The organism is Bacillus sp. FSL R5-0659, assembly GCF_038008785.1.
In the GTDB taxonomy this organism is placed as follows: domain Bacteria; phylum Bacillota; class Bacilli; order Bacillales; family Bacillaceae; genus Bacillus; species Bacillus safensis.
Window position 1 is genome coordinate 874,589 of the sequence record NZ_JBBOZU010000001.1, and the last position, 22,845, is coordinate 897,433.

Annotated in this window: 24 protein-coding genes and 1 tRNA gene; 19 read left to right on the plus strand and 6 right to left on the minus strand. The window is 40.2% G+C overall.

Annotated features, from left to right (window positions below; translation table 11 throughout):
- Window positions 1–11: 11 nt before the first annotated feature.
- From NSQ72_RS04350 to NSQ72_RS04365, 4 genes are all read right to left on the minus strand, one after another.
- Complete coding sequence (locus NSQ72_RS04350) at window positions 12–209, minus strand: hypothetical protein (RefSeq protein WP_039177342.1); 198 nt, start codon at window positions 207–209, stop codon at window positions 12–14.
- A 144-nt stretch (window positions 210–353) separates the two neighbouring features.
- The gene (locus NSQ72_RS04355) at window positions 354–623 is read right to left on the minus strand and encodes a hypothetical protein (RefSeq protein WP_039177345.1); all 270 of its coding nucleotides are present in this window, start codon (window positions 621–623) and stop codon (window positions 354–356) included.
- Window positions 624–687: 64 nt separating this feature from the next.
- Entirely contained in the window at window positions 688–1,377 is a 690-nt protein-coding gene (locus NSQ72_RS04360; protein ID WP_039177346.1) for a DUF1963 domain-containing protein, read from the minus strand.
- A gap of 18 nt (window positions 1,378–1,395) precedes the next feature.
- A complete protein-coding gene (locus tag NSQ72_RS04365) occupies window positions 1,396–2,199 on the minus strand; it encodes a DUF2262 domain-containing protein (protein WP_341083371.1) in 804 nt (267 codons plus the stop codon).
- A 540-nt stretch (window positions 2,200–2,739) separates the two neighbouring features.
- On the opposite strand from NSQ72_RS04365, the gene NSQ72_RS04370 reads away from it, so the two are divergent.
- Together NSQ72_RS04370 and lepB are read left to right on the plus strand one after the other, a co-directional pair.
- Window positions 2,740–4,683, plus strand: a complete 1,944-nt coding sequence (locus NSQ72_RS04370) for an LTA synthase family protein (protein WP_024427404.1) — start codon at window positions 2,740–2,742, stop codon at window positions 4,681–4,683.
- A 155-nt stretch (window positions 4,684–4,838) separates the two neighbouring features.
- Window positions 4,839–5,405 (plus strand): signal peptidase I, encoded by a 567-nt coding sequence (gene lepB, locus NSQ72_RS04375; protein ID WP_047202849.1) that lies wholly within the window; start codon window positions 4,839–4,841, stop codon window positions 5,403–5,405.
- A 41-nt stretch (window positions 5,406–5,446) separates the two neighbouring features.
- Here the strand turns inward: lepB and NSQ72_RS04380 are convergent, their stop codons facing one another.
- Window positions 5,447–6,742 carry a homocysteine synthase gene (locus tag NSQ72_RS04380; RefSeq protein WP_144491028.1) on the minus strand — a complete coding sequence of 432 codons (1,296 nt, stop codon included), beginning with the start codon at window positions 6,740–6,742 and terminating at the stop codon, window positions 5,447–5,449.
- A 265-nt stretch (window positions 6,743–7,007) separates the two neighbouring features.
- Between NSQ72_RS04380 and NSQ72_RS04385 the strand changes: the two genes are divergently transcribed.
- The 12 genes from NSQ72_RS04385 (at window position 7,008) to NSQ72_RS04440 (ending at window position 16,254) form a co-directional block, all read left to right on the plus strand.
- Entirely contained in the window at window positions 7,008–7,163 is a 156-nt protein-coding gene (locus tag NSQ72_RS04385; RefSeq protein ID WP_039177358.1) for an FbpB family small basic protein, read from the plus strand.
- 164 nt (window positions 7,164–7,327) lie between these two features.
- The gene (locus NSQ72_RS04390) at window positions 7,328–8,095 is read left to right on the plus strand and encodes an ABC transporter ATP-binding protein (RefSeq protein ID WP_126682085.1); all 768 of its coding nucleotides are present in this window, start codon (window positions 7,328–7,330) and stop codon (window positions 8,093–8,095) included.
- A 29-nt stretch (window positions 8,096–8,124) separates the two neighbouring features.
- The gene (locus NSQ72_RS04395; protein WP_376765046.1) at window positions 8,125–9,102 is read left to right on the plus strand and encodes an aliphatic sulfonate ABC transporter substrate-binding protein; all 978 of its coding nucleotides are present in this window, start codon (window positions 8,125–8,127) and stop codon (window positions 9,100–9,102) included.
- On the plus strand, window positions 9,099–9,929 hold the full coding sequence (locus NSQ72_RS04400; protein WP_039177367.1) for an ABC transporter permease: 831 nt from the start codon (window positions 9,099–9,101) through the stop codon (window positions 9,927–9,929). Before NSQ72_RS04395 ends, NSQ72_RS04400 begins: the two co-directional genes overlap by 4 nt.
- 17 nt (window positions 9,930–9,946) lie before the next feature.
- Window positions 9,947–11,089, plus strand: coding sequence for an FMNH2-dependent alkanesulfonate monooxygenase (ssuD, locus tag NSQ72_RS04405; protein WP_144490852.1), 1,143 nt, complete (start codon window positions 9,947–9,949; stop codon window positions 11,087–11,089).
- 541 nt (window positions 11,090–11,630) lie between these two features.
- Window positions 11,631–11,843, plus strand: a complete 213-nt coding sequence (locus tag NSQ72_RS04410; RefSeq protein WP_012009371.1) for a hypothetical protein — start codon at window positions 11,631–11,633, stop codon at window positions 11,841–11,843.
- A 115-nt stretch (window positions 11,844–11,958) separates the two neighbouring features.
- Window positions 11,959–12,705, plus strand: coding sequence for an ABC transporter ATP-binding protein (locus NSQ72_RS04415; protein WP_059377550.1), 747 nt, complete (start codon window positions 11,959–11,961; stop codon window positions 12,703–12,705).
- Window positions 12,683–14,149, plus strand: a complete 1,467-nt coding sequence (locus tag NSQ72_RS04420; RefSeq protein WP_106025345.1) for a hypothetical protein — start codon at window positions 12,683–12,685, stop codon at window positions 14,147–14,149. Before NSQ72_RS04415 ends, NSQ72_RS04420 begins: the two co-directional genes overlap by 23 nt.
- The gene (locus NSQ72_RS04425; protein ID WP_107163793.1) at window positions 14,133–15,038 is read left to right on the plus strand and encodes a PqqD family protein; all 906 of its coding nucleotides are present in this window, start codon (window positions 14,133–14,135) and stop codon (window positions 15,036–15,038) included. The genes NSQ72_RS04420 and NSQ72_RS04425 overlap by 17 nt, the downstream gene beginning before the upstream one ends.
- The gene (locus NSQ72_RS04430) at window positions 15,035–15,316 is read left to right on the plus strand and encodes a hypothetical protein (RefSeq protein ID WP_041089539.1); all 282 of its coding nucleotides are present in this window, start codon (window positions 15,035–15,037) and stop codon (window positions 15,314–15,316) included. Before NSQ72_RS04425 ends, NSQ72_RS04430 begins: the two co-directional genes overlap by 4 nt.
- Before the next feature lie 80 nt (window positions 15,317–15,396).
- Complete coding sequence (locus NSQ72_RS04435; RefSeq protein WP_268465454.1) at window positions 15,397–16,053, plus strand: hypothetical protein; 657 nt, start codon at window positions 15,397–15,399, stop codon at window positions 16,051–16,053.
- A 127-nt stretch (window positions 16,054–16,180) separates the two neighbouring features.
- Window positions 16,181–16,254 (plus strand) — tRNA-Gly (locus NSQ72_RS04440).
- Between the two features lie 98 nt (window positions 16,255–16,352).
- On the opposite strand, the gene NSQ72_RS04445 is transcribed toward NSQ72_RS04440, so the two are convergent.
- A complete protein-coding gene (locus NSQ72_RS04445; RefSeq protein ID WP_247544393.1) occupies window positions 16,353–16,949 on the minus strand; it encodes a hypothetical protein in 597 nt (198 codons plus the stop codon).
- Window positions 16,950–17,032: 83 nt separating this feature from the next.
- Here NSQ72_RS04445 and queG point away from each other — a divergent pair, with 83 nt between their 5' ends.
- From queG to NSQ72_RS04470, 5 genes are all read left to right on the plus strand, one after another.
- Window positions 17,033–18,181, plus strand: coding sequence for a tRNA epoxyqueuosine(34) reductase QueG (gene queG, locus NSQ72_RS04450; protein WP_126682096.1), 1,149 nt, complete (start codon window positions 17,033–17,035; stop codon window positions 18,179–18,181).
- 61 nt (window positions 18,182–18,242) lie between these two features.
- A complete protein-coding gene (locus NSQ72_RS04455; RefSeq protein ID WP_144464973.1) occupies window positions 18,243–19,145 on the plus strand; it encodes an amidase domain-containing protein in 903 nt (300 codons plus the stop codon).
- Window positions 19,146–19,188: 43 nt separating this feature from the next.
- Window positions 19,189–19,662, plus strand: a complete 474-nt coding sequence (trmL, locus tag NSQ72_RS04460) for a tRNA (uridine(34)/cytosine(34)/5-carboxymethylaminomethyluridine(34)-2'-O)-methyltransferase TrmL (protein WP_144464971.1) — start codon at window positions 19,189–19,191, stop codon at window positions 19,660–19,662.
- Between the two features lie 172 nt (window positions 19,663–19,834).
- Window positions 19,835–20,542, plus strand: a complete 708-nt coding sequence (locus tag NSQ72_RS04465; RefSeq protein ID WP_144464969.1) for a YrpD family protein — start codon at window positions 19,835–19,837, stop codon at window positions 20,540–20,542.
- Window positions 20,543–20,918: 376 nt separating this feature from the next.
- On the plus strand, window positions 20,919–22,814 hold the full coding sequence (locus NSQ72_RS04470) for a PrkA family serine protein kinase (RefSeq protein WP_107163795.1): 1,896 nt from the start codon (window positions 20,919–20,921) through the stop codon (window positions 22,812–22,814).
- Window positions 22,815–22,845 lie beyond the last annotated feature (31 nt).

A 22,845-nucleotide genomic window follows, 5' to 3' on the forward strand; every position in this document is an offset into this window, starting at 1 on the left:
TTTGTGAAGAGCTAGGTAAGCTTGTTCGTATCTGTTTCTTTATAGGGATCTGTGAGCTTGGAGGTCAGGTCTAGGTTGAACAAAAAATCATCGACGGTGTCTGTGCCAAAGGGAAGTGTGGAGAAGTTGATTTGGATGCTGTCTTCTTGCTTTTCTGAAGCGACTTGCTGTGCAGGCTGCTTTTTTCTCCAGTTCTTAAACAAGCGCATGTGAGGCCCCCTTTTCTTTGAAAAAGATGGATTTATACATAATATACGGGGAGAGTTGTCCAGGCGTCAAATGTTTTCTTCAAAAGGAACGATTCAATTGATAAAACAAGAGCCACAGGAAAGTGCGGCTCTTGTTGTTTCAGTTTACATTGCGCGTTGTAATGCTTGTAGTAATTTACGTTCGCATCTTAAGTTGTATCGCTTCTTATGGAGTTTCTCCGTTTTAAACCTGCCTATGAGACGCCGGACACCGGGATCATAAATGATGAGCTCCCTGCAAGTTTGATCAAGTAATAGTGCTTTAAACCAGCTATATTTTTTGAGATGTGCTGCGTTCCTTGAGATATCCTCTTCATCCACTTGTAGAAAAGGGATATACACAGCAAGTGAAAAGATGTCTAAAATGAATCCCATTTTGCTTCCTCCTTTCATATTATTCATTACGCTTAGGAGAAGGCAAGGTTTCATTCAATAAACGTTAAAAACAATCCCAGTGCATAAACCATTCTTTTGATTCTTTGTCATAATAGAAATACATCGTGCCGTTATCACCAATCATGAAACGAGGTTTTTCTTCTGAGGCGATTTGCAGCATGAATTCGCCTTGTTGTTGATGGGGTGGGGATTGAATATACGCCCCATACCCACCGATTTTTGTGAACGAATAATTTGTGTATTGATTAAAAAAGTGGTCTGTCGCTTCTTCACTTTCGTTTACTTCTGTTAGATCCACATATGACCATGCTTCTTCCCAGCAAGGGAAATCCCTTTGCTCACTTTTGTTCCATTGGATTTGAAAGGGTTTGAGTCCTCTCACTTCTTCAGGAGTCTCAGCTACTTCTAAACCTTCGATTGATGCATATTCAATGAGCTTCCAGCCTTCGCCGTTTTTTGTGATATCAATCGGAAGTGCTTTCTGGTTGAGGAAAATTTGAATCAGCTTACACTCATTGAAGCCGTTCATTCCTCCTGGCACTTCTGGTAAATAAATTTGTAAGATCGGAATCATGGAACCATCTTGATCTGTCGGCCAGCCCTGATGAGGATCGATGAAAAAATGGCCTGCAAACCAGCTGTGTACAGCTGGATCAGGACGGAACCCGCCTATTTTGGCAATGGCTGGCGTTTTCCCAATTAGATTTAATTCTTGAAAAGCTTTGATCTCCATCTAATGTCCCTCCAGCTGTTAGCCTGCAATGTGTGCATCATGAAATGTGCCATCTATATTTCCTGTGATAATAATGACATGTCCCCAAAATAAATCACCGTCATGATAGTAGACTTCAAACTCTCCCTCAGGGTAAACATGCAGGCTTTCAAGTGAAATGCGGCTCATAAATTGATTCAGTGTGAGTTCTTCTTGCTTTTCAGCTGATTCGTCTTGTTCCTGCCAATCCTTTGCTAGATCTATCAGCTGATTCGCGGCAAATGATTTAATAGAAGAATCCCATTTGGCTTGTTCTGGTATGAGTTGTTTTGCTGTAGAAAGTGAGTCATTTATTTTTTCATCTTCTTCGAGGTTGAAGTAGAGAAGGCACTCTTCATTGCTCCATTGGATCGTCTTTTCAAATAAGTCTAGTCCTTTCACTAGCTCAAAGGTTCCAAGTGTATCATCATGGTAAAACACAGGCTTTTGGGCTTGTTCTAAAATTTCTTGAAGTGCTTGATCCTTTGTATCTGTATTGATCAAAGATACAAGCATGAATTCACCTTCGCCTTTTCGAACCTGAAGTGTAACGATTGATTCTTTATGTAATTGTGACTGCTTTTCCCTTAATCCTTCGTCATCTGTTAACCAGCAAAGTCTTACATTTTCGTTTGTGATATGGCCGTTTTCCTTCCAGGCAATTAGTGGAATAGAAGCGGTCCAAAGAGGTGCCTGTCCTGCTTTCCCTGCCCCTACACCAGAAGGTCCTGTAACAGCAATGATAGTGACTATATCTTCTGAAAATCTTCCTTCAAAAGTGTTGATTTGTTTGTTAATCTTCATGTGATGTCCTCCAGCTCGATATTTTTGTTATGAACATAAGGATGATATGATCAAAATCTACCTCTTAATCACACCGCACATTAGTAGGGGAAATCAAGCTTTTTTTGTTTAAAACTGTTTTTTTAGGAGGTACATGGATTAATGAAGGTTGAGTCACAATAAAAGAAGCATGGATCGAATTTTGTATAAATTTGGGTAAGTGAGTCGAAAAGCCTAGGTGATTCTTCCTTTTCTTTATAATTACTTTGACACGAATAGATGAAAAAAGTAAAGTAATACTGAGTGATTTACAAAACCTTCTTCATCCACTAAAACATGAAGTGTGCGTAAATTTAATGTAAATGGATATTTTTCCTTTTATTTACTCGTATTTTTTTTGAAACTTATGATGCCTCTCGTTCGTTATATTAAAGGAGCGCATGTATCCGGCGGAGACAGAGCATCGGAATGCTTGACGAAGAAGATTTACATTTGCAAAATGAATGTAAATTTTTTATGATTTCATTTATATCAGAACGATGATAAGAAAGAAGAGGTTTTATGAAAAAAATATTTGCGAACAAATATAGCTTTTTTGTTTTGGCTGTCCTATTATTCTGGGCTAAATCATACACAGCCTACAAAATGGACTTTAATTTAGGAGTGAAAGGTTCTTTTCAAGAGGGGCTTCTCTTATTGAATCCATTTAGTTCAGCCATTGTGTTTTTTGGACTTGCTCTCTTTTTAAAGGGGCGTAAATCTGCCATTGTTTTAATTGTTATTGATTTTATTATGACCGCACTTTTATATGCAAATGTAGCGTATTACCGTTTCTTTGATGACTTTTTGACTTTCTCAACAATGAAGCAGGCAGGAAATCTTGGGGGAGGCATGACTGGCGGTGTGTTAGCAAGCATTAAGCCGCATGACCTTTTATACTTCCTTGATATCATCATCTTGATTGCGATTGTCATTTGGAGACCGGAAGTGAAGAAGTTCCAAATGAAAAAGACGTTTGCACTGCTGATTGTAGCTGCAGGTATTGGACTGTTCTTTGTAAACCTTCATTTGGCTGAAAAGGATCGTCCAGAATTATTAACGAGAACCTTTGATCATAAGTATGTTGTCAAATACTTAGGTGTTTACAATTATACGATTTATGACGGGGTACAAGCAGCACAAAACGCAACGCAGGTTGCAAATGCAAGCAGTGAAGATTTAACGGATGTTGTGAACTATACGTCTTCTCACTATGCGAAGCCAAATGCAGAGTATTTTGGAAAAGCAAAAGGTAAAAACATTATTAAAATTCATTTAGAAAGCTTCCAGTCTTTCTTAATTGACTACAAATTAAATGGAGAAGAAGTGACTCCATTTTTAAACAAACTGGCTCATGGGAAAGATGACTTTACGTATTTCGATAACTTCTTCCATCAGACTGGTCAAGGGAAGACATCTGATGCTGAGCTGATGATGGATAATAGTATGTTTGGCTTGCCAGAGGGAGCAGCATTTGTGACAAAGGGTGAAAATACCTTCCAATCACTACCTGCCATCCTAGATCAAAAAGCAGGCTATACGAGTGCAGTGCTTCACGGGGACTATAAATCTTTCTGGAACCGTGACACGATTTATAAACATATGGGAATTGATCAATTCTTTGATGCTTCCTATTACAACATGGATGAAGAAAACCTTGTGAATATGGGTCTGAAGGATAAACCGTTCTTCAAAGAATCAATCCCAATGCTAGAATCAATGAAAAAGCCATTTTATGCACATTTAATGACACTGACAAATCACTATCCATTTAATTTAGATGAAAAAGATGCGACAATCGCTAAGGCAACAACGGGCGATAAAACAGTCGATAACTATTTCCAAACAGCAAGATATTTAGATGAGTCATTAGAGCAATTCTTCAAAGACTTGAAAAAATCAGGTATGTATAAAGACTCAGTCATTTTATTGTATGGTGACCATAACGGTATTTCTGAGAACCATAACCGTGCAATGAGTGAAATTCAAGGGAAAGAAATCACTCCTTATCAAAATGCACAAAACCAGCGTGTTCCGCTCATGATTCGTATTCCTGGTAAGAAGGGCGGCGTGAACCATACGTATGGTGGTGAAGTCGACGTGATGCCAACACTTCTTCACTTACAAGGTATCGATTCAAATGAATTCGTGAATTTTGGAACAGACTTATTCTCTAAAAAGCATGATGAGACTGTTGCCTTCCGTAATGGAAACTATGTGACACCGAAATACACACTTGTCGATAATACCGTTTATGATACGAAAACGGGTAAAGTGGTGAAACAAAATAAAAAGACAGAGGCGATTAAAGCCCGTGTTGATAATCAGTTAAGTCTTTCAGATAAGGTGCTCTATAGGGATCTTCTTCGATTCCATAAGTTATCTGATTTCAAACCAGTGAATCCATCGGATTATTTCTATGGTAAAGCAAACAAAGAAAAAGAAGCGGATTCTTCTGCTAACTAACTGAGTTTTGGGCAAGCACAGAAAGGTGCTTGCCTTTTTCTCTCTCTTTGCTTGATTTGTTGGCAAAATATGTTTATATTTAGGGAGAAACAAGCGTGACGCCGGCTGGCAGCTGGTGACACACATTTCGTCCTTGGGGAATTCAGGAGGAGCTTATGACAACAAATACAAAAACACAAAAAAAGAAATCAGAATTATGGGGCTGGATCAAAGCCATCTTAATCGCATTTATTGCTGTTTTTATCATTCGGAACTTTTTATTCGCACCGTACATTGTGAAAGGGACTTCTATGGACCCAACACTGCATAACACAGAGCGGGTGTTTGTGAATAAAACGGTTGATTATTTCGGTGATTATAAACGGGGACAGATCATTGTTCTTGATGGGGAAGATCGCAGCACTCATTATGTCAAACGATTGATTGGTTTACCTGGTGATAAAATTGAAATGAAAAATGATCAGCTATTTGTTAATGGGAAAAAAGTGGCAGAGCCTTACTTAGCGTCAAACAAAAAGAAAGCAGCGGCAGATGGTACTTTGCTGACACCTGATTTTGGCCCTCTGACTGTTCCAAAAGGAAAGTACTTTGTCATGGGGGACAATCGCCAAAATTCAATGGACAGCCGCAACGGCTTAGGTCTTTTTACAAAGCGTGATATTCAAGGAACTACCTCATTTGTATTTTATCCTTTCCAAGACATTCGCTTACTCAATCATTAATAAACAAGAAAAAAGCACACAGCCGTGTGCTTTTTTCTATGTCATTCAGACTGACTTTTTGTAATCGCCTGTTCAAGATCTGCAAGAATATCTTCAATCGCTTCTGTTCCAACGGATAAACGAATGAGCTCTGGTGTGACACCTGTCGCTTTTTGTTCTGCCTCGCTTAATTGTTGATGCGTTGTGCTGGCAGGATGAATGATGAGAGATTTAGAATCACCCACGTTTGCGAGATGGGAGAAAAGTTTCACAGAATCAATGAGCTTTTTACCTGCTTCGCGTCCACCTTTGATACCGAATGTGAGGATTGCCCCTTGTCCTTTTGGTAAATAGGTTTGAGCAAGTTCATAGGATTCGTGACTTTCAAGGCCCGGATAGCTTACCCAATCGACAAGAGGATGATCCTGTAAGAACTGTGCTGTTTTCAACGCATTTTCACTATGCCGCTCAAGACGAAGGTGTAATGTTTCTAAGCCTTGCAGAAGTAAAAATGAGTTGAATGGCGACAGAGCTGCCCCTAAATCACGTAAGAGCTGTACTCGTGCTTTTGTGATATAAGCCGCTTCTCCAATCGCTTCTGTATATGTCAGACCGTGATAACTTGGATCTGGTTCAGTCAGCCCTTTGAACTTATCGCTTTCAGCCCAAGGGAATCGGCCGCTATCAACGATGACGCCGCCAATTGATGTACCATGACCGCCAATAAATTTCGTCGCTGAATGGACGACAATGTCTGCACCGAACTCAATAGGTCTTAATAAATAAGGGCTGGCGAGTGTATTGTCCACAATAAGTGGGATATGATGCTTGTGTGCAATGGCTGAGATGGCTTCAATATGTAAAATGTCACCTTTTGGATTCCCAATGCTCTCTGCATACACTGCCTTTGTTTTGTCTGTGATCGCTGCTTCAAGTTCTTCAAGGTTGGATGAGTCGACGAATTTTACTGTAATTCCGAGTTTTTTGAGTGTATGGGCAAATAAATTGTAGGTGCCGCCATAAAGACTGCTTGAGGAAACGATTTCATCCCCGGCTCCTGCAATGTTTAAAATAGAATAAGTCGTCGCTGCTTGCCCAGAAGAAACAGCAAGTGCACCAATCCCACCTTCAAGCTCTGCGATACGCTTTTCAAATACGTCATTTGTCGGGTTCATAATACGTGAATAAATATTTCCCGGTTCCTGAAGACCGAATAAATTCGCTGCATGATCACTATCTCTAAAACCAAAGGAGCTTGTTTGGTAAATAGGCACGGCTCTTGAATAGGTCGCTGAATCAAGCTCCTGACCCGCGTGAATGGCTTTTGTTTCTAAACGAAATGGACGTTCTTCTGACATGTGTGTATCCTCCTTTTGTTAGATAAAACCAACTGTTTTGATAAGAAATATTTAATAAGACTATAAATCTTGTTCACTGCTCGGTCAATCATTTTTTAGATAAATCTGAAAAAACAATAAATATAGTTGACAGGTAGGAATAGTATGTATTAACATGAGCATACTGAAAACGCGAACAAGAATGGCTGATCGGTCAACCGAAGGCTCTATCACTCAAGCATGAGTGAAGAGCCTTTTTTTATTTGAATGAGAAAGGATGATGAAGATGGAAAAAAAGAAAAAACGAAAAAAATACAGAAAACATATGGATATCACACTAGACATCTTAATTGAGCGGAACAAATATGAGATTTACAGCAGCAAGGAACGAATAGAAGCGATTTACGATCGGATTGATGAAAAGCATACAAGGACAAAATAACTATTTTATAAATTTGAGTTGATTTATGGGATTAATATGATTTAGGATGGTGCTAACAAATCAATATGATTAGCTGATCGGACAACACGAAGGCTCTTATCTCTTTTTGGGGATAAGGGCCTTTCTGTGTATTTATCTGATGGCAAGAGGAGTGGAGGGTTTCAATGACGATTTCAATTGATATTGTGGATAAATCCTTTTGGAAAGACAAACAGTCCATTCGGGTTCTTGAAGACTTGAAATTGAGCATGATTCCAGGTGAATTTGTAACAGTGATAGGTCCGAGTGGATGCGGAAAAAGTACATTGCTAAAAATCATAGGCGGGCTCGACACATCGTATGATGGGCAAATTTTGATAGGAGACAGACGGGTCACAGAACCAGGAATGAAACAGGGCTTTATCTTTCAGGAACACCGCCTGTTTCCATGGCTGTCAGTCGAAGAAAACATAGCGGCCAATTTCAATTTAAAACAACAGGATGTACGCCGCAAAGTGGATGAATTGATAGAAATTGTTCGATTAAAAGGATTTGAACATGCTTATCCACATGAGCTTTCAGGAGGAATGTCGCAACGGGTTGCCATTGCGAGAGCACTCCTTCGTGATCCGGAGATCTTATTGCTTGATGAACCATTTGGTGCGCTGGATGCATTCACGCGAAAACACTTGCAGGATGTGCTGCTGGACATTTGGCAGGAGAAAAAAACAACGATGATGCTCGTTACTCATGATATTGATGAATCGATTTATTTAGGAAATGAAATTGTGCTCTTACAAGCGAGACCTGGCCGAATTCATAAAATTCTTCCTGTGAATCTGCCTTTTCCGCGTGATAGAACATCAACCTCTTTTCAACATTTAAGACAAAAGGTGCTTTCAGAATTTGAGAAAACAGATGAATTGTTACTAACTGATGGATCAGGGATTTAGGGAGGGGAAATCGCATGAAAAAGGTACAAATGATCGTGATTTTTTTGAGTCTTCTCCTTGTTTTAGCAGGGTGTGGTCAAGCAGCAGACGGCTCAGAAAACAAGGTGAAAGAAATTCGGATTGGGATTCAGCAAAGTTTGAGCCCGCTGCTTTTAGCAAAGGAAAAAGGGTGGTTTGAACAATCATTTGAAAAAGAAGGAGTGAAGGTAAAGTGGGTGGAGTTTCAAAGTGGTCCTCCCCAATTTGAAGGCCTTGCTGCAAATCAATTAGATTTCTCGCAAGTTGGAAACTCACCTGTCATAGCAGGTCAGGCAGCAGGTATTAATTTTAAGGAAATTGGTTTATCTCAGGATGGGCTGAAAGCGAACGGTATTTTAGTGAATAAGAACAGTAAGATTCAAAAAGTAGAAGACTTAAAAGGGAAAAAAATCGCTGTCGCTAAAGGGAGCAGTGGCTTTGACTTTTTATACAAAGTATTAGATCAGGCAGGTTTATCTGCGAAGGATGTTCAGATCATTCAGCTTCAGCCAGATGAAGCGATATCAGCATTTGAAAATGGGTCCGTTGATGCTTGGTCGATCTGGGAGCCGTTCTTATCACTTGAAACGATCAAGAAAGGAGCAAAGCTGCTGGTGAATGGGGAAGCGACTGATTTATATTCTCCAGGTTTCACACTTGTTCGCACTCAGTTTGCTGATCAGCATCCTGAACTAGTGGTGAAATTTTTAAAGGTATATGACCATGCGGTGAAGTGGCAGAAATCACATCCAGAAGAGGCTGTTACTCTATATGCGCGTTTAAAAAATTTAGATAAGAAGATCGTCACACAAGTATTAAACAATACGGAACCACTCAATAAGCCCATTTCGAAGAAGATCATCAATGCTCAGCAGCATACCGCTGATTTTCAATATAAAACAAAGGCGATCCAGCGGAAAATTGATGTCAATCAGGTTGTAGATAATTCGTTTATTGAAAAAATGCTGAAAGAGGAGATGGATGAATGAAAGCTATTTCGAACCCGGCTTTAGCATCTAAAATTGAGCGGTCAAAGAGAAAAAGGAGAAAAGCTTCTTCTTTATATAAGTTAAAGGGACTGGTATTACCTGTTCTACTTATTGCGGTTTGGCAGATTATAGCTGGTTCTCAAATTGTTTCTTCCACTGTATTGCCTTCGCCCGTTTTGATTGCTGAATCCTTTCGAGAGTTGATACGTTCTGGTGAGCTGTTTGGCCATCTTTACATCAGTCTTTATCGAGCAATATGTGGATTTTTACTTGGGGGAGGCTTAGGTCTTATGCTGGGCGTATGCGTAGGGTTTTCTAAAAAAACAGAGCAGTATGTAGATCCGACCTTGCAAATGCTGAGAACCGTTCCTCATTTAGCGGTCACCCCTTTATTCATCCTCTGGTTTGGCTTTGATGAAACGGCGAAAATTTTATTGATTGCACTTGGGGCTTTTTTTCCGATTTATATTAATACTTTTCTTGGTATTCGCAGTGTAGATAATAAGCTGTTTGATGTGGCTCGCGCCTTAGAGTTTAATCTGTATCAAAGCATCACAAAGCTGATTTTACCGGCTGCTCTTCCGCATATTCTTCTGGGCGTGAGGCTGTCATTAGGAATTGCTTGGCTAGGTTTAGTGGTAGCTGAGTTAATGGGTTCAAGCAGCGGCGTCGGCTATATGATTATGGATGCAAGGCAATTCTCTCAAACGGATAAAGTGTTTGTCGGAATTATCATCTTTGCAGTAGTAGGTAAGCTGACAGATTCATTTGTACGTCTGTTAGAAAAGCGTCTGCTCAAGTGGCGCACTAGTTATCAAGGTGAATAATAACAGGGGGCGATGTCATGAATATTTTATGGTTTATTCCAACACATGGAGACGGCCGTTATTTAGGTTCAGCAAAAGGGGCAAGACAGGCAGACTATCCATATTTTAAACAGATTGCTCAAGCAGCTGATCAGCTTGGTTATACAGGGGTCTTGCTGCCGACTGGGAGATCATGTGAAGATCCATGGCTGACGGCAGCTGCTTTAGCTGCTGAAACCACTCATTTAAAGTTTCTCGTGGCTCTTAGACCAGGGCTTATGCAGCCGTCTGTTGCTGCTAGAATGACGTCTACATTAGATCGTCTTTCAGGTGGAAGGCTGCTGATTAATGTGGTAGCAGGGGGAAGTAAAGAGGAGCTTGAAGGAGATGGGTTATTTATTTCTCATGATGAACGCTATGAGGCAACAGAAGAATTTTTGACGATTTGGAAGCGGTTATTGAAAGGAGAAAATGTACAATTTCATGGCAAACATCTACAAGCGGAAAATGGCCGGCTGCTATTCCCGCCAGCTCAAACCCCCCATCCACCAGTCTTTTTTGGCGGATCATCATCAGCAGGAATTCAAGCGGCCGCCAAGCATACAGATGTCTATTTAACTTGGGGCGAACCGCCTGCACAAGTAAAAGAGAAAATTGAACAAGTGAAGAAACAGGCTGAAAAGGAAGGAAGAACGGTGAAGTTTGGCATTCGTCTTCATGTGATCGTGCGAGATACCGAAGAGGAGGCATGGCAGGCAGCGGAACATCTGATTCGTCATTTAGATCAGAAAACAATTGAGGAGGCGCAAAAAGTTTTACAGGGGATGGACTCAGTAGGTCAAAGACGGATGGTGGAATTGCATCAAGGGAGGAAAGACAAACTTGAAATTAGCCCAAATCTTTGGGCAGGCATTGGCTTAGTACGCGGCGGTGCAGGAACAGCACTCGTCGGAGATCCGCAAACAGTAGCAGATCGTATCATAGAATACAAGTCTCTAGGCATTGATACATTTATATTTTCTGGCTACCCGCACCTAGAAGAAGCTTATTATTTAGCAGAGCTTGTTTTCCCGCTCCTTCCATTTAAGAGGTCGGGGGATACAGGACTCTCTGTGCCAGCTGGTGAAATCATTGGGAACAATCATTTTCCAGATGCAGCCTCTGCTGCTAGTTCCTCATAAATATGAAAAAGCAAAGCAGTCTACGATGGCTGCTTTGCTTTTTTTCATAGAATAGGAGCGAGTCATATGTTGTGTACTGCTGAACAAGGTAAGGGCTTTTTTCCCAATCGATTTTCTTGTATATACATATTTTCAGAGTCAAGAGAAGAAGGAAAATATACTCACTCTTTTATCGGAATGATCAGTAAATATTTCATAATTGATGTTATTGCGACATATAATCAGGACTTTTATATCTGATATATCGGGGGAATTCTTTCTATCTCACAAAAAAGAAAGAATAAAAATGATAGATGATAAATATGGACTATTTGAAAAAGAGAAGAAAAAAGATGGTGCAAATGACATTAAATGGGTTTTGTGGTTCTTAAGAGGTGTTAAAATCTAGTAAATAAGAGAGGGTTTAAACAGATGAAGGTGAATAATTGAATAAAAAGTCACATTTTAATCAAATGTATGTTCGGTCAAAAATGGGATGTTCTGTAGATGTTTGGCGTGTGACGCCTATGATACGATCATCATAAGCTGGGAGGTGAAAAGTATGACTTATGCAGCGCCGCAAGTTGACTATTCCACTATGGAACCTGCTATTATGGACCAAGCTTGGTTCTTAGTATTTGTTGCTGTCCTTCTTGGATTGGGAGCAACAGTTGTTCTAGGAGCAGCAGTTTGGTGTATCGCAAACGGCAAGGGTAGCTTTACAGGAGCCGTTCAGTGGGAAAGTGGCTTAAAAGTCCAAATTGAATGTAAGTAGCTATACTTAGGATTCATCTTTTTACTTCTTAGATAAGACACCAGGGCTAAACCGTCTGTGGCGGGCGGTTTAGCCTGATCTGTTTTTAAAGAATATGCAGACACTTGGAGGTTATATGTTTACGATCGAGAATTTAACCAAAACGTATAAAAATAACGTGACTGCTGTCAATGATTTTCATTTAAAGATCGACCCTCATCAAATCGTTGCTGTTGCTGGACCGAATGGTTCGGGTAAAACAACGATGATTAACTGTATACTTGGCATCATTAAGCATACAGAAGGAAAAATTCATTTGCAGGGCGTCACTAATGATGAACCATCCTTTAAAAAACAAGTAGCCTATGTTCCAGATGACCTGCTGCTCCCTGAAGCATTGACTGGTGCTGAATATTTAGAGTTTGTTTCTTCTATGTATGAATGTAAAACAATCCACAGAAGAAATCAACTAATTGAACTGTTTGATATGGACTCGGCTTTATCAAGACCGATCGAAACCTATTCACATGGGATGAAAAAAAAGACACAGCTGATTGCTGCCTTTATGCTTGATAGTCAATTGGTGATCATGGATGAGCCCTTTAGAGGGCTTGATATTGAAGCGGTTATAAACACAAAGAAACTGATGAAGCGGTATGCCGAGCATCATGGTGCGATCTTGCTTTCAACGCATGATATGCTTTCAGCGGAAGAGCTGTGCCAGAAAATCGCCATTATTTCTAAGGGAAATAAAATGGATGAAGGAACAGTTTCAGCCTTAAAGGAGAAGTATCAATCAAGCACACTGGAACAGGTGTTTCTGAAAGCTTCAATGTTAAGTGATAGGGGTGCACATTTTGATGAAATCATTAATCATTTCTAAAATGATGCTTAAAATGTGGCAGCAGGAAATGTATAAGCTATTTGATACTCAAACGAAGCGGATCATTGTGGTCTTATTCTTTTTGTTTGCTGTCACAATGGGAGCCATTATCGGATACAGCTTTACAGGTGTCTTTATGAAGGCTTTTTTAAATGGAGATGAACGTTCCCTTGGATTACTCGTTGTGTCAATGGCAATCAATGCTTCTATTTTTACAAGCTTGTTATTCGTTTTGATCAAGGTCAGAACACCTGAACAAGACCGGTTTTCTATGCAGCTCAGCTGGTTTCCGCTCTCTACCTTTCAGAAAAGTTTTGGATACTTCATTCCGATGGTGACAGTGGTGACAGGACTTGTTTTATTTTTTATCGGTATTCTGCTTTTACCTAATTTTATTGCCCAGGGAATAGGTATTTTCTTTATCTTTACTTTCTTTTTGATGGTGCTTTTGCAGTCGCTCTTTGTCTTAATGCTCCTGCAGTTTATTTACAATATCACTTATTTACTCGTTTTGAAATTAAAATTACCGTTGCAAAAATTTGCAGCGATATTTGTTTTATTGGCACTCGTTGTTGCGTATGGATTGACGCATTTTGATATTAGCCAAATTCAGCAATCATATCTACAGTTTGATTATCATTTGATGTATTTTACAGCACCGTTTTTCTTAGCGGCACAAGGAATGTCTCCTGAAGGGGTGAATTATGCCATCTTGATTCTGTTCATCCTTTTATCGGCAGGCGGCGCATTTCTTTCTCTTGCGATGATGCCGATTATGGCAGAGAAAAAAGCGTTAACCTTTTTACACAAGCTGCCATTCTCTTCTTCAAAAAAGTGGTCACTTATTGTGAAGGAAATGAAGTCACAGGTACGGAATGAAGAAAACATTTTAAACTTTCTTATTCTTCTCATAGTGATCTTATTCGTTCGTTATCAATTTGGATTCCGCTTTGAAGAAGAAGCGTTTTTTGTTCTATGTGCTCTTGCTGGATTAACAGCCTTCAATTCGTTTGGCAATGATAAACGAATGCTGGGGATGTATAAAACATTTGGCCTGAGATCCTGGGAAGTGGCTTTGTACAAGTTTATCGGTCTTCTGCTTGTTGGTGTACTGCAAATTGTTTTATTCATGCTGACAACGCTGACGCTTCCTGATCAAATTTGGCACGCGTTGATTGGTGCGGCTGTCTTATGCAATGCCACTGCGCTCTTTTATGTAGTAGGTATTTTACTTCCTCTTGATCGAAACAATCCCTACACAGGCATATTTTCATTTGGAGCGCTTATTTTACTCATGATTCCGATTGTTTTTATTGGGAACTATGTCATAGGGGCATCGAGTCAAATGCTTCAATGGCTGCTTGTCGCTGCATTTGAGGGTCTGCTCATCTTTGCCATATACAAAGGTTTTTCATGGAGGTATTCACATGATTCAACTTCTTAACAATAAGCTAAAGATTGAGCGGGTACCGGAACTAGCGCCGTATGTGACCTTACAAAAGAGGCATCTCACGGATACGCAGTATGGAAGCACACTCCCGATCAATGAAAGTGCCTATCATATGTTAACGAAAGTGGACGGTAAAAGGACAGAAGCGAGTATTACCGCAGAGCTCGCCGATTTGTTTCAGGTCGATGAGTCGGTGATTGCTCGTGATTTTTATCAGCTGATGACGGGATTGAATCAGCATCACTTGCTGTCCATTCATTATCATTCACCGTATCGGATTGTGACAGCCTGCTGTCAATTTTTCAAGCAGTATCAAATCAAAATGAAGGAACGATTTGATTGTACTGGTCACTCGTTCCTTCACATTTTTGGAACGGCTTTGCTCATGGTGACGCGTAAAATCATCTTTTTCTGGCTACTTTTTATGGTCATGGCAGGGCTCGCTTTTTTATTCATTCCTGATCCATCGATTGCAGCCATTGCCATTTATTTTACGATTATTTATTTCGGGTTAATTACCGGAACTGCCTTACATGAGGCGGCACATGGCTATGCGCATCGAAAATTTGCAGGGCGAGATGGTCCTCAAGGCTTTTTTGCGAGTGACATGATGTCAGTGAAGTTTGTAAGACCCGTGTTAGATCCGTTTCAGAAAAAGCAGGTGTGGATCACGCTGCTTGGACCGCTCGTTCCCGGTGTGATTGGCGCAGCAGGCATCATTGTGACCATTTTATTTCTAAAAGAAAATCCGGTTTCAACAGGTTTTTTCATTTTTTCAATCTCGTATTTTATCCAATTACTCTATCTTCTTCCGTTTATGGGGGATGGTAAATCCATTATGAAGCAGCTATTGCTTGGGGGAATGGGAGGACAACGATCATGAACGTACAGGCGATGAAACAAGGCGCAATAGTTGGTGGTTTTCTAGGGTTCTTAGGCTTTCCGATGCTGACAATCGGCGTATTGTTCTATCATTTATTTCAATCAAAAACGAATGATGCTTTATTATTTAACAGTCTCGCTTTTGAAATGGAAGGCTCGTCCGCATTTACTTTTCAGATCAAGCCAAACTTTTTTATTTATATGATTGTGATTTTTGCTGCGAGTTTTCTCATTGTGGCATGCCTATCAGCAATAAAGCAGAAAAGAGCGAAAGGTTAGGAGAATTCTCCTAATCTTTTTTTGTATGACAAACCAAATTTTAGTATAATAAGAAATAAAAAACATCAAAGGGGATCACAATGTTTAAAAAATGGAGCATTCTTTTATTCACAGTTTTTCTATTAGCAGGATGCGGCGAGAAGGCTGCAGAAACAACGACAACCGAAAAGACGGTTTCGACAATAAAAACAGAGCCTGCTACTAAAAACCAAGTAACCATCGAACAAATGAAACTCTCAAAAAAAGAAAAAAACTTACTAGAAGCAGCAACGACTAATGAAAAGGTGGCTCTGACACTGAAAGGATTAACGAAGAAGAACAAGAGTATTACGTTTATCGGGAGCCATTACAAAAATGGCCGATTAGTGAATAAGGAAGCATCATCTGCTACCTTTACTTTACACCAGAATGGAACCGACCAAACGGTGAATGTACTTCTTCAATTACATCATGAGAAAGATACATATGAATCACAATTTAGTATTTGGTCAGATAAAAAGAATGATGGGATGACGAAAGCGACATCAAGCTTTCCGTTCAAAGTAAATGATTATGTTTTTTCTGCACAATCTGAATCTGTCAAAGTTGCTTCAGGGGGAAAGGCACTAATTGCATATACTGCAGCAATGGGGAAAGAAGGAAATGCACCAATGCTTGACGTAATTGAGAAGAATCCAAAGGAAGCGTTGAAGAATAAGTCACATGCGTACTTATTTTATATTCAGTTAGATAAATAACTATCGTAATATATACGGAGAATATGAATTTTTTTGACGAAAAATCTTCATATTCTCTTGACGAATTGTTAAGAAAGTTGTAACATAATAAAAGTCAACGCGATGACGTTGCTTTTAAAAAATTGATGCGGGTGTAGTTTAGTGGTAAAACCTCAGCCTTCCAAGCTGATGTCGTGAGTTCGATTCTCATCACCCGCTCCAATACATAATTTTGTTTATAACGCAGTATTTCGTTTCATAGATAAACGAAGTGTTGCGTTTTTTATTATGTCAGTATAATGTGAAAAAGCACTGTCAGGCTACAGTGCTTTTTCAATGAGTTCATATTTGCTTTCTCCGCCATGTATTTGTACAAACATCTTCGTCAAGGATTGAATAAGAGCTTCACTCTTTTCCCGGGAAATAGATGGAGGGAAAAGGATGATTTGAAGAATGTTCTTTGTGTCTGGAGAAATATGTGCTGTACTTGCTTGAGAAAATAATCCATTCAGTCCTGCACCGTCCTGCCATTCGATGTGACCAGCCTCATGTTTTGTCAGTGAAAGCGGTCCTTTGATGTGATCGGCATCTAATGTCAGGATGGGTAAGAAATATTTTAGTGAGAAAAATATCGACAAATCCTGTACGGAATTGGTCGAGTCAATAAATTGTTCCTTTTGGATATCAGCAAGAAGTGAAAGGAAAGGAACATCTTTTAAAAGATCCGTCCATTCTTTGATGGCTGGTACTTCTTCTAATACTTTATCTTCGTATTCAAAAAATAAAGATTCTTGAAACAGGCGTAAGCGGCCTTTTAACATTTGAGGTGATGTGCCAACTTCAATATGCGAATATTCAATCTGCCCAACATGGATAGACGGGTTTTGAGGATGAGAAATTTCCATATGTATCTTCACAGTGACTCACTCCAATCGGTCGTGATACACTCGTATTATACTGAAAACAACAGAAGAAACAAAGAAAGGAGGTTTGCAAGGTGATTCATGTTGGAGAATTAAAAGAAGAATTGATTCAATATGCGAAAGAAATTGGTGTCGATAAAATTCGATTTGCAAGTGCCAATACATTTGATTCATTAAAGGACCGCCTCATCTTACATGAATCGTTAGGGTATTTGTCAGGTTTTGAAGAGCCTGATATTGAAAAACGAACAAACCCTTCTTTGCTGCTTCCGAAGGCCAAATCAATTGTTGCGATAGCGCTCGCGTACCCTTCCAAAATGAAAGATGCTCCACGAAGTACAAAGGATGCGAGAAGGGGGATCTTTTGCCGGGCTTCATGGGGAACAGATTATCATGTCGTGCTGAAAAAAAAGCTTGATATGCTCGAAGAATTTTTGCGGAGCAAGCATGTCGATATACGGACAAAATCAATGGTGGACACAGGAGAATTGTCTGATCGTGCTGTAGCAGAACGTGCTGGTATTGGTTTTAGTGCAAAGAACTGTATGATTATCACGCCAGAGTTTGGATCCTATGTGTATTTGGCTGAAATGATCACAAATGTCCCGTTTGAACCGGATGAGAAAATTGAAGACCAGTGCGGAACATGCAATAAATGTGTGGATTCGTGTCCAACAGGTGCGCTTGTGAATCCCGGACAGCTGAATTCTCAGCGGTGCATTTCATTTTTAACGCAGACAAAAGGGTTTTTACCTGACGAATTTCGTTCGAAAATAGGAAATCGATTGTACGGGTGCGATACGTGTCAAACTGTCTGCCCGATCAATAAAGGAAAAGATTTTCATCTGCATCCTGAAATGGAGCCGGATCCTGAAATTGCAAAGCCGCTGTTAAAGCCGCTTCTGACAATCAGCAATCGTGATTTTAAGGAAAAATACGGTCATGTTTCAGGTTCATGGCGGGGGAAAAAGCCCATTCAGCGGAATGCAATTTTGGCACTCGCTCATTTTAAAGATACATCTGCCTTACCAGTGTTAATTGAGCTGATGCACAAGGACCCAAGACCGGTCATTCGGGGAACAGCTGCTTGGGCAATTGGGAAAATTGGCGATGATCAGCAGCTCCCAGAGCTGGAAAAGGCCCTTGAGCGAGAAAGTGATGAAGAAGCGAAAGCGGAGATTGTGAAAGGGATTGAGCTCCTGCAGACACCTTTAAATACTAAATAACATCCCTGTGAACATAGAATGAACCAAACAGAGATTTTAAAAAATGTTTGGTGGTGTCTGTGTGAAACAATTATTAGAGAAAACTTTAGAAGACAGGCTGGCGTATTTAATCAATGACCGTGCAATCAAGCAGCCGCAGCTTATGTCTGATGTGGAAGCAGTAGAGCGGAAAAAAGAGCTTTTTGCTAGAAGACAGGTTGAAATTGTGAAGGCGAAAGCAAAAACAAAACTTCTCGATTCATCTATTCAAGATGATGGTGCTCAGCATGTGCAGTATCTTGCTCATCTCACATATGTCTGCAAGGATGTAGACGATTCTTTTTATTTAGAGGAACAGGTGGAAAAAAGAGAAGCAATTCTTTATAACGACATGCTTGTCAAAGATCGGATGATGCTAGAAGAACGGCAAAGGGAAGAGCTTATGGATGAGCGCTTTCAGATCGAAGAACAATTCGGCAGAGCTTTTCACTATGACCGGCGGGCAGCCGTGCAGTATGCGGAGACTTACTGGAATAAGCGGAATCCAGCCTATAAAAATTTTGAAGATAACTGTACAAATTTTATTTCACAATGTTTGAAAGCTGGGAATGCGCCAACAAGAGGATATCCGAACCGCGGGTCTGGCTGGTGGGTGCGTCCGCATACGTGGAGCTATAGCTGGACGGTGGCTCATGCGATGAAAAATTATTTAGCGAATTCGAAAGCGGGTTTGAGAGCAAAGAAACTCAAAGAACCACGCGAGCTTCAAATTGGAGATGTCATTTGCTACGATTTTGAAGGTGATGGAAGGTATAATCATACAACCATTGTTGTTGATCATGACAAAGGTGGAATGCCTCTTGTGAATGCACAGACGTATGACTGCCGCATGCGTTATTGGTCATACGAGGATTCGACCGCCTATACACCTGCTATTCGATATATGTTTTTTCACATTTTGGACGATGCCGCGAAAGGTAGTTAGTGGTATAATGTTGAGCGGAAAAGAAAATTAGAGGTGAACTTTTTTGGGACTTCATGTCGTTTTATATCAACCAGAAATTCCAGCTAATACTGGAAATATTGCGCGTACATGTGCAGCAACAAATACAACCCTTCATCTGATTCGTCCGCTTGGTTTTTCGACAGATGACAAAATGCTGAAGCGTGCAGGACTCGATTATTGGAAATATGCCAATGTGGTCTATCATGATTCACTTGATGAATTGTTTGAGGCTCATCCGAAGGGGCAATTTTTCTATATCACAAAATTTGGCCAAAAGCCGCATACGACATTTGATTACTCTAAGCTGGATGAAGACTATTTCTTCGTCTTTGGCAGAGAGACAAGTGGATTGCCAAAAGATTTGATTGAACAGAATATGGATCGTTGTCTTCGTTTACCGATGACAGAGCATGTTCGTTCCCTGAATCTGTCGAATACGGCAGCCATTCTTGTATATGAGGCACTTCGTCAGCAGCAATATCGCGATCTCATATAAGATCATGATAAAAGCCGAGATACTGATCTCGGCTTTTTTATGTGAGATAAGATACAGACAGATGAAAAATATGACTTAATTATACTTTTTTTGACATGTTAAAAAATAGGTAGTATGATAGATTGTGATGACGTTTTCAAAAAATGATGAATCCATTAGGAGGAGTAATGAGATGAAAAAGCTACTGATCACTAGTGCCATCAGCTCAGCAATTTTAATGGGGACGATTCCAGTCAGTATTCCAGGACTCTCTCAGACGCAGGAGATAGAAGCAGCTCAGCTATCAAAAGGGATTGGCGGGCGTACTTATATCAATAGTAACGGATCCATATTGGTCACAAAAATTCAGCTCCCTCCCGCAATGAGTGTGTCAAATGGTACAGCTTATATTTATTCTGGATTCACAGGTTCAAAGGAAGCGGATATTGGGCTTCAATACAGTCCAACCTATAATGTGTGGAAACCTACGATGAAAGTAGGAGTAAATAATCAAGAGACATATATCGAAGGAAAAAATGACTTTACGTATACAAAGGGATTTAAACCTGGAAGTACTGTTCAAATGACGATTTATAAAAATTTGAATGGGCATACAAGAGCGACGTTCTGGGGTACAAATAATGTTGGCTATACCGGCCGCATTATTACAGAAATTCAAAACTCAAACATTGGCGCTGTGACCAAGTGGAAACTACTGTCGACGGTAGCAGTAACTGACGATATTTATCGAAAAGACATCCGTGCGAACTTCTCTACTCGTTTTACTGACATCACATTGGATAATCGTGCTGTCACACCTGTGGTGGATACCCAAGACTTTACGAAGGTTCAGGTGTCAGGGAATACAGTGAATATGCAAGTGCTGAAAACAACGAACTAAATGAAAAAAGGATGTTCCGCAAATGGAACATCCTTTTTTTCATTTCCCAGGCTTGCCTTCGTAGCCAGCAGTGAAAATGGATACTAAAAACGTAATGATGACGCCCATCATAATGACCGTTCTCATATAAGCTCCCCCTTATCCCTTTGTTCCGTTCGCTGCCTGTTTCATATGATGTGAAGTTCACCTTGAAAAGCAGGAGAAGAAAATCATTTTTCTCCTATTTTTCCTTTATTATGAAGGGTCTTGCGGATGGTTGTCAATTCAGTTTGCCAATTCGTCATTTTGAAGAACGAAAGCATGTAATAGGACGCCTCCGCATAGATTGTAAAACAGTATCTGATTTCTAGCTTCAATCTTGAAAGAGGAGGTTCATATGGATATTTTAAAGAAAATCGAACAGCACAGAGAAGAAGAGCAGCGTCTCAAATGGGAAGGCACATTCAGCGATTATTTAGACATTATTAAGGAAAATCCACTTGTCGCTCAATCTGCTCATTCTCGCGTTTATCATATGATTAAAGATAGCGGGATTGAAGAGGAGAATGGGGTCAGAACCTACAAATTTTTTGATCAGGAGCTGTTTGGGTTAGAGGAATCACTCGAAAGATTAGTGGAGGAATATTTTCACCCTGCTGCAAAGCGGCTGGATGTCAGGAAGCGTATTTTATTACTGATGGGACCAGTAAGCGGAGGGAAATCGACGCTTGTCACGAGATTGAAAAGAGGACTTGAAGAATATTCACTGACAGATCATGGCGCAGTTTATGCGATCAAAGGCTGCCCTATGCATGAAGATCCGCTTCATCTTATTCCGCAAAATTTGCGGGAGGATTTCTATAGAGAATATGGGATTCGTGTGCAGGGGAATTTGTCGCCTCTGAACATGATGAGACTGGAAGAGGAATATGGCGGTAGAATTGAGGATGTAAGGATCGAGCGGATCTTTTTCTCAGAGGATAAACGGACCGGCATTGGTACCTTTAGTCCGTCTGATCCGAAATCTCAGGACATTGCCGATTTAACAGGGAGCATCGATTTTTCAACCATTGCTGAATTTGGATCAGAGTCAGATCCCCGTGCGTACCGCTTTGATGGAGAACTCAATAAAGCAAACCGAGGGATGATGGAGTTTCAGGAGATGTTAAAGTGTGACGAGAAATTTCTATGGCACCTCTTGTCATTAACGCAGGAAGGAAATTTTAAGGCAGGGAGATTTGCCTTGATTAGTGCAGATGAATTGATCGTCGCCCATACGAATGAAACCGAGTACCGGTCATTTATTTCAAATAAAAAGAATGAGGCTTTGCATTCAAGAATTATTGTGATGCCAATTCCTTATAATTTAAAGGTCACAGAAGAAGAACGCATTTATCATAAAATGATTTCAGAAAGTGATGTCTCAGATGTGCATATTGCCCCGCATACGCTGAAGGTAGCAGCAATGTTCTCCATTTTGACGAGATTGAAAGAGCCGAAGCGTTCTGATATTGATTTGGTGAAAAAAATGCGTCTGTATGACGGAGAAAGTGTCGAAGGCTTCCAGTCAGTCGACATTGATGAGATGAAAAAGGAATTTCATGATGAAGGGATGAGCGGAATTGACCCGCGTTATGTAATCAACCGAATTTCATCTACCATCATTCGAAAGAACATGGAATCGATCAATGCACTGGATGTCCTGCGTTCCTTAAAAGAAGGGCTTGATCAGCATCCATCTATATCCAGCGAGGACCGGGAGCGTTATTTGAATTTCATCTCAGTCGCGCGAAAAGAGTATGATGATATTGCGAAGAAGGAAGTGCAAAAGGCATTTGTGTATTCCTATGAGGAGTCTGCGAAAACGCTGATGGATAATTACTTAGATAATGTCGAGGCTTATTGCAATAAAAACAAGCTGCGTGATCCGTTAACAGGTGAAGAAATGAATCCTGATGAAAAGCTCATGCGTTCAATTGAGGAGCAGATCGGCATTTCTGAAAACGCCAAAAAAGCATTTAGAGAAGAAATTCTGATTCGTATTTCGGCTTATGCGAGAAAGGGAAAACGCTTTGATTATAATTCGCATGAGAGATTGCGAGAGGCCATTCAGAAGAAGCTGTTTGCTGATCTAAAAGATGTGGTGAAAATTACGACATCGACGAAGACTCCGGATGAACAGCAGCTGAAGAAGGTCAACGAAGTAGTAGCTAGATTGATTGATGAGCATGGCTATAATTCAACAAGTGCAAATGAACTTTTAAAATATGTAGGCAGTCTTCTGAATCGTTAATAAATGAAGGAGGCATTATTGGCGCATCAGC

Excerpts from the sequence above, each read along its gene's own strand:
- NSQ72_RS04350 (WP_039177342.1), bottom strand. The coding sequence starts at position 209 with ATGCGCTTGTTTAAGAACTGGAGAAAAAAGCAGCCTGCACAGCAAGTC.
- NSQ72_RS04355 (WP_039177345.1), bottom strand. The coding sequence starts at position 623 with ATGGGATTCATTTTAGACATCTTTTCACTTGCTGTGTATATCCCTTTT.
- NSQ72_RS04360 (WP_039177346.1), bottom strand. The coding sequence starts at position 1,377 with ATGGAGATCAAAGCTTTTCAAGAATTAAATCTAATTGGGAAAACGCCA.
- NSQ72_RS04365 (WP_341083371.1), bottom strand. The coding sequence starts at position 2,199 with ATGAAGATTAACAAACAAATCAACACTTTTGAAGGAAGATTTTCAGAA.
- NSQ72_RS04370 (WP_024427404.1), top strand. The coding sequence starts at position 2,740 with ATGAAAAAAATATTTGCGAACAAATATAGCTTTTTTGTTTTGGCTGTC.
- lepB (WP_047202849.1), top strand. The coding sequence starts at position 4,839 with ATGACAACAAATACAAAAACACAAAAAAAGAAATCAGAATTATGGGGC.
- NSQ72_RS04380 (WP_144491028.1), bottom strand. The coding sequence starts at position 6,742 with ATGTCAGAAGAACGTCCATTTCGTTTAGAAACAAAAGCCATTCACGCG.
- NSQ72_RS04385 (WP_039177358.1), top strand. The coding sequence starts at position 7,008 with ATGGAAAAAAAGAAAAAACGAAAAAAATACAGAAAACATATGGATATC.
- NSQ72_RS04390 (WP_126682085.1), top strand. The coding sequence starts at position 7,328 with ATGACGATTTCAATTGATATTGTGGATAAATCCTTTTGGAAAGACAAA.
- NSQ72_RS04395 (WP_376765046.1), top strand. The coding sequence starts at position 8,125 with ATGATCGTGATTTTTTTGAGTCTTCTCCTTGTTTTAGCAGGGTGTGGT.
- NSQ72_RS04400 (WP_039177367.1), top strand. The coding sequence starts at position 9,099 with ATGAAAGCTATTTCGAACCCGGCTTTAGCATCTAAAATTGAGCGGTCA.
- ssuD (WP_144490852.1), top strand. The coding sequence starts at position 9,947 with ATGAATATTTTATGGTTTATTCCAACACATGGAGACGGCCGTTATTTA.
- NSQ72_RS04410 (WP_012009371.1), top strand. The coding sequence starts at position 11,631 with ATGACTTATGCAGCGCCGCAAGTTGACTATTCCACTATGGAACCTGCT.
- NSQ72_RS04415 (WP_059377550.1), top strand. The coding sequence starts at position 11,959 with ATGTTTACGATCGAGAATTTAACCAAAACGTATAAAAATAACGTGACT.
- NSQ72_RS04420 (WP_106025345.1), top strand. The coding sequence starts at position 12,683 with ATGAAATCATTAATCATTTCTAAAATGATGCTTAAAATGTGGCAGCAG.
- NSQ72_RS04425 (WP_107163793.1), top strand. The coding sequence starts at position 14,133 with ATGATTCAACTTCTTAACAATAAGCTAAAGATTGAGCGGGTACCGGAA.
- NSQ72_RS04430 (WP_041089539.1), top strand. The coding sequence starts at position 15,035 with ATGAACGTACAGGCGATGAAACAAGGCGCAATAGTTGGTGGTTTTCTA.
- NSQ72_RS04435 (WP_268465454.1), top strand. The coding sequence starts at position 15,397 with ATGTTTAAAAAATGGAGCATTCTTTTATTCACAGTTTTTCTATTAGCA.
- NSQ72_RS04465 (WP_144464969.1), top strand. The coding sequence starts at position 19,835 with ATGAAAAAGCTACTGATCACTAGTGCCATCAGCTCAGCAATTTTAATG.
- NSQ72_RS04470 (WP_107163795.1), top strand. The coding sequence starts at position 20,919 with ATGGATATTTTAAAGAAAATCGAACAGCACAGAGAAGAAGAGCAGCGT.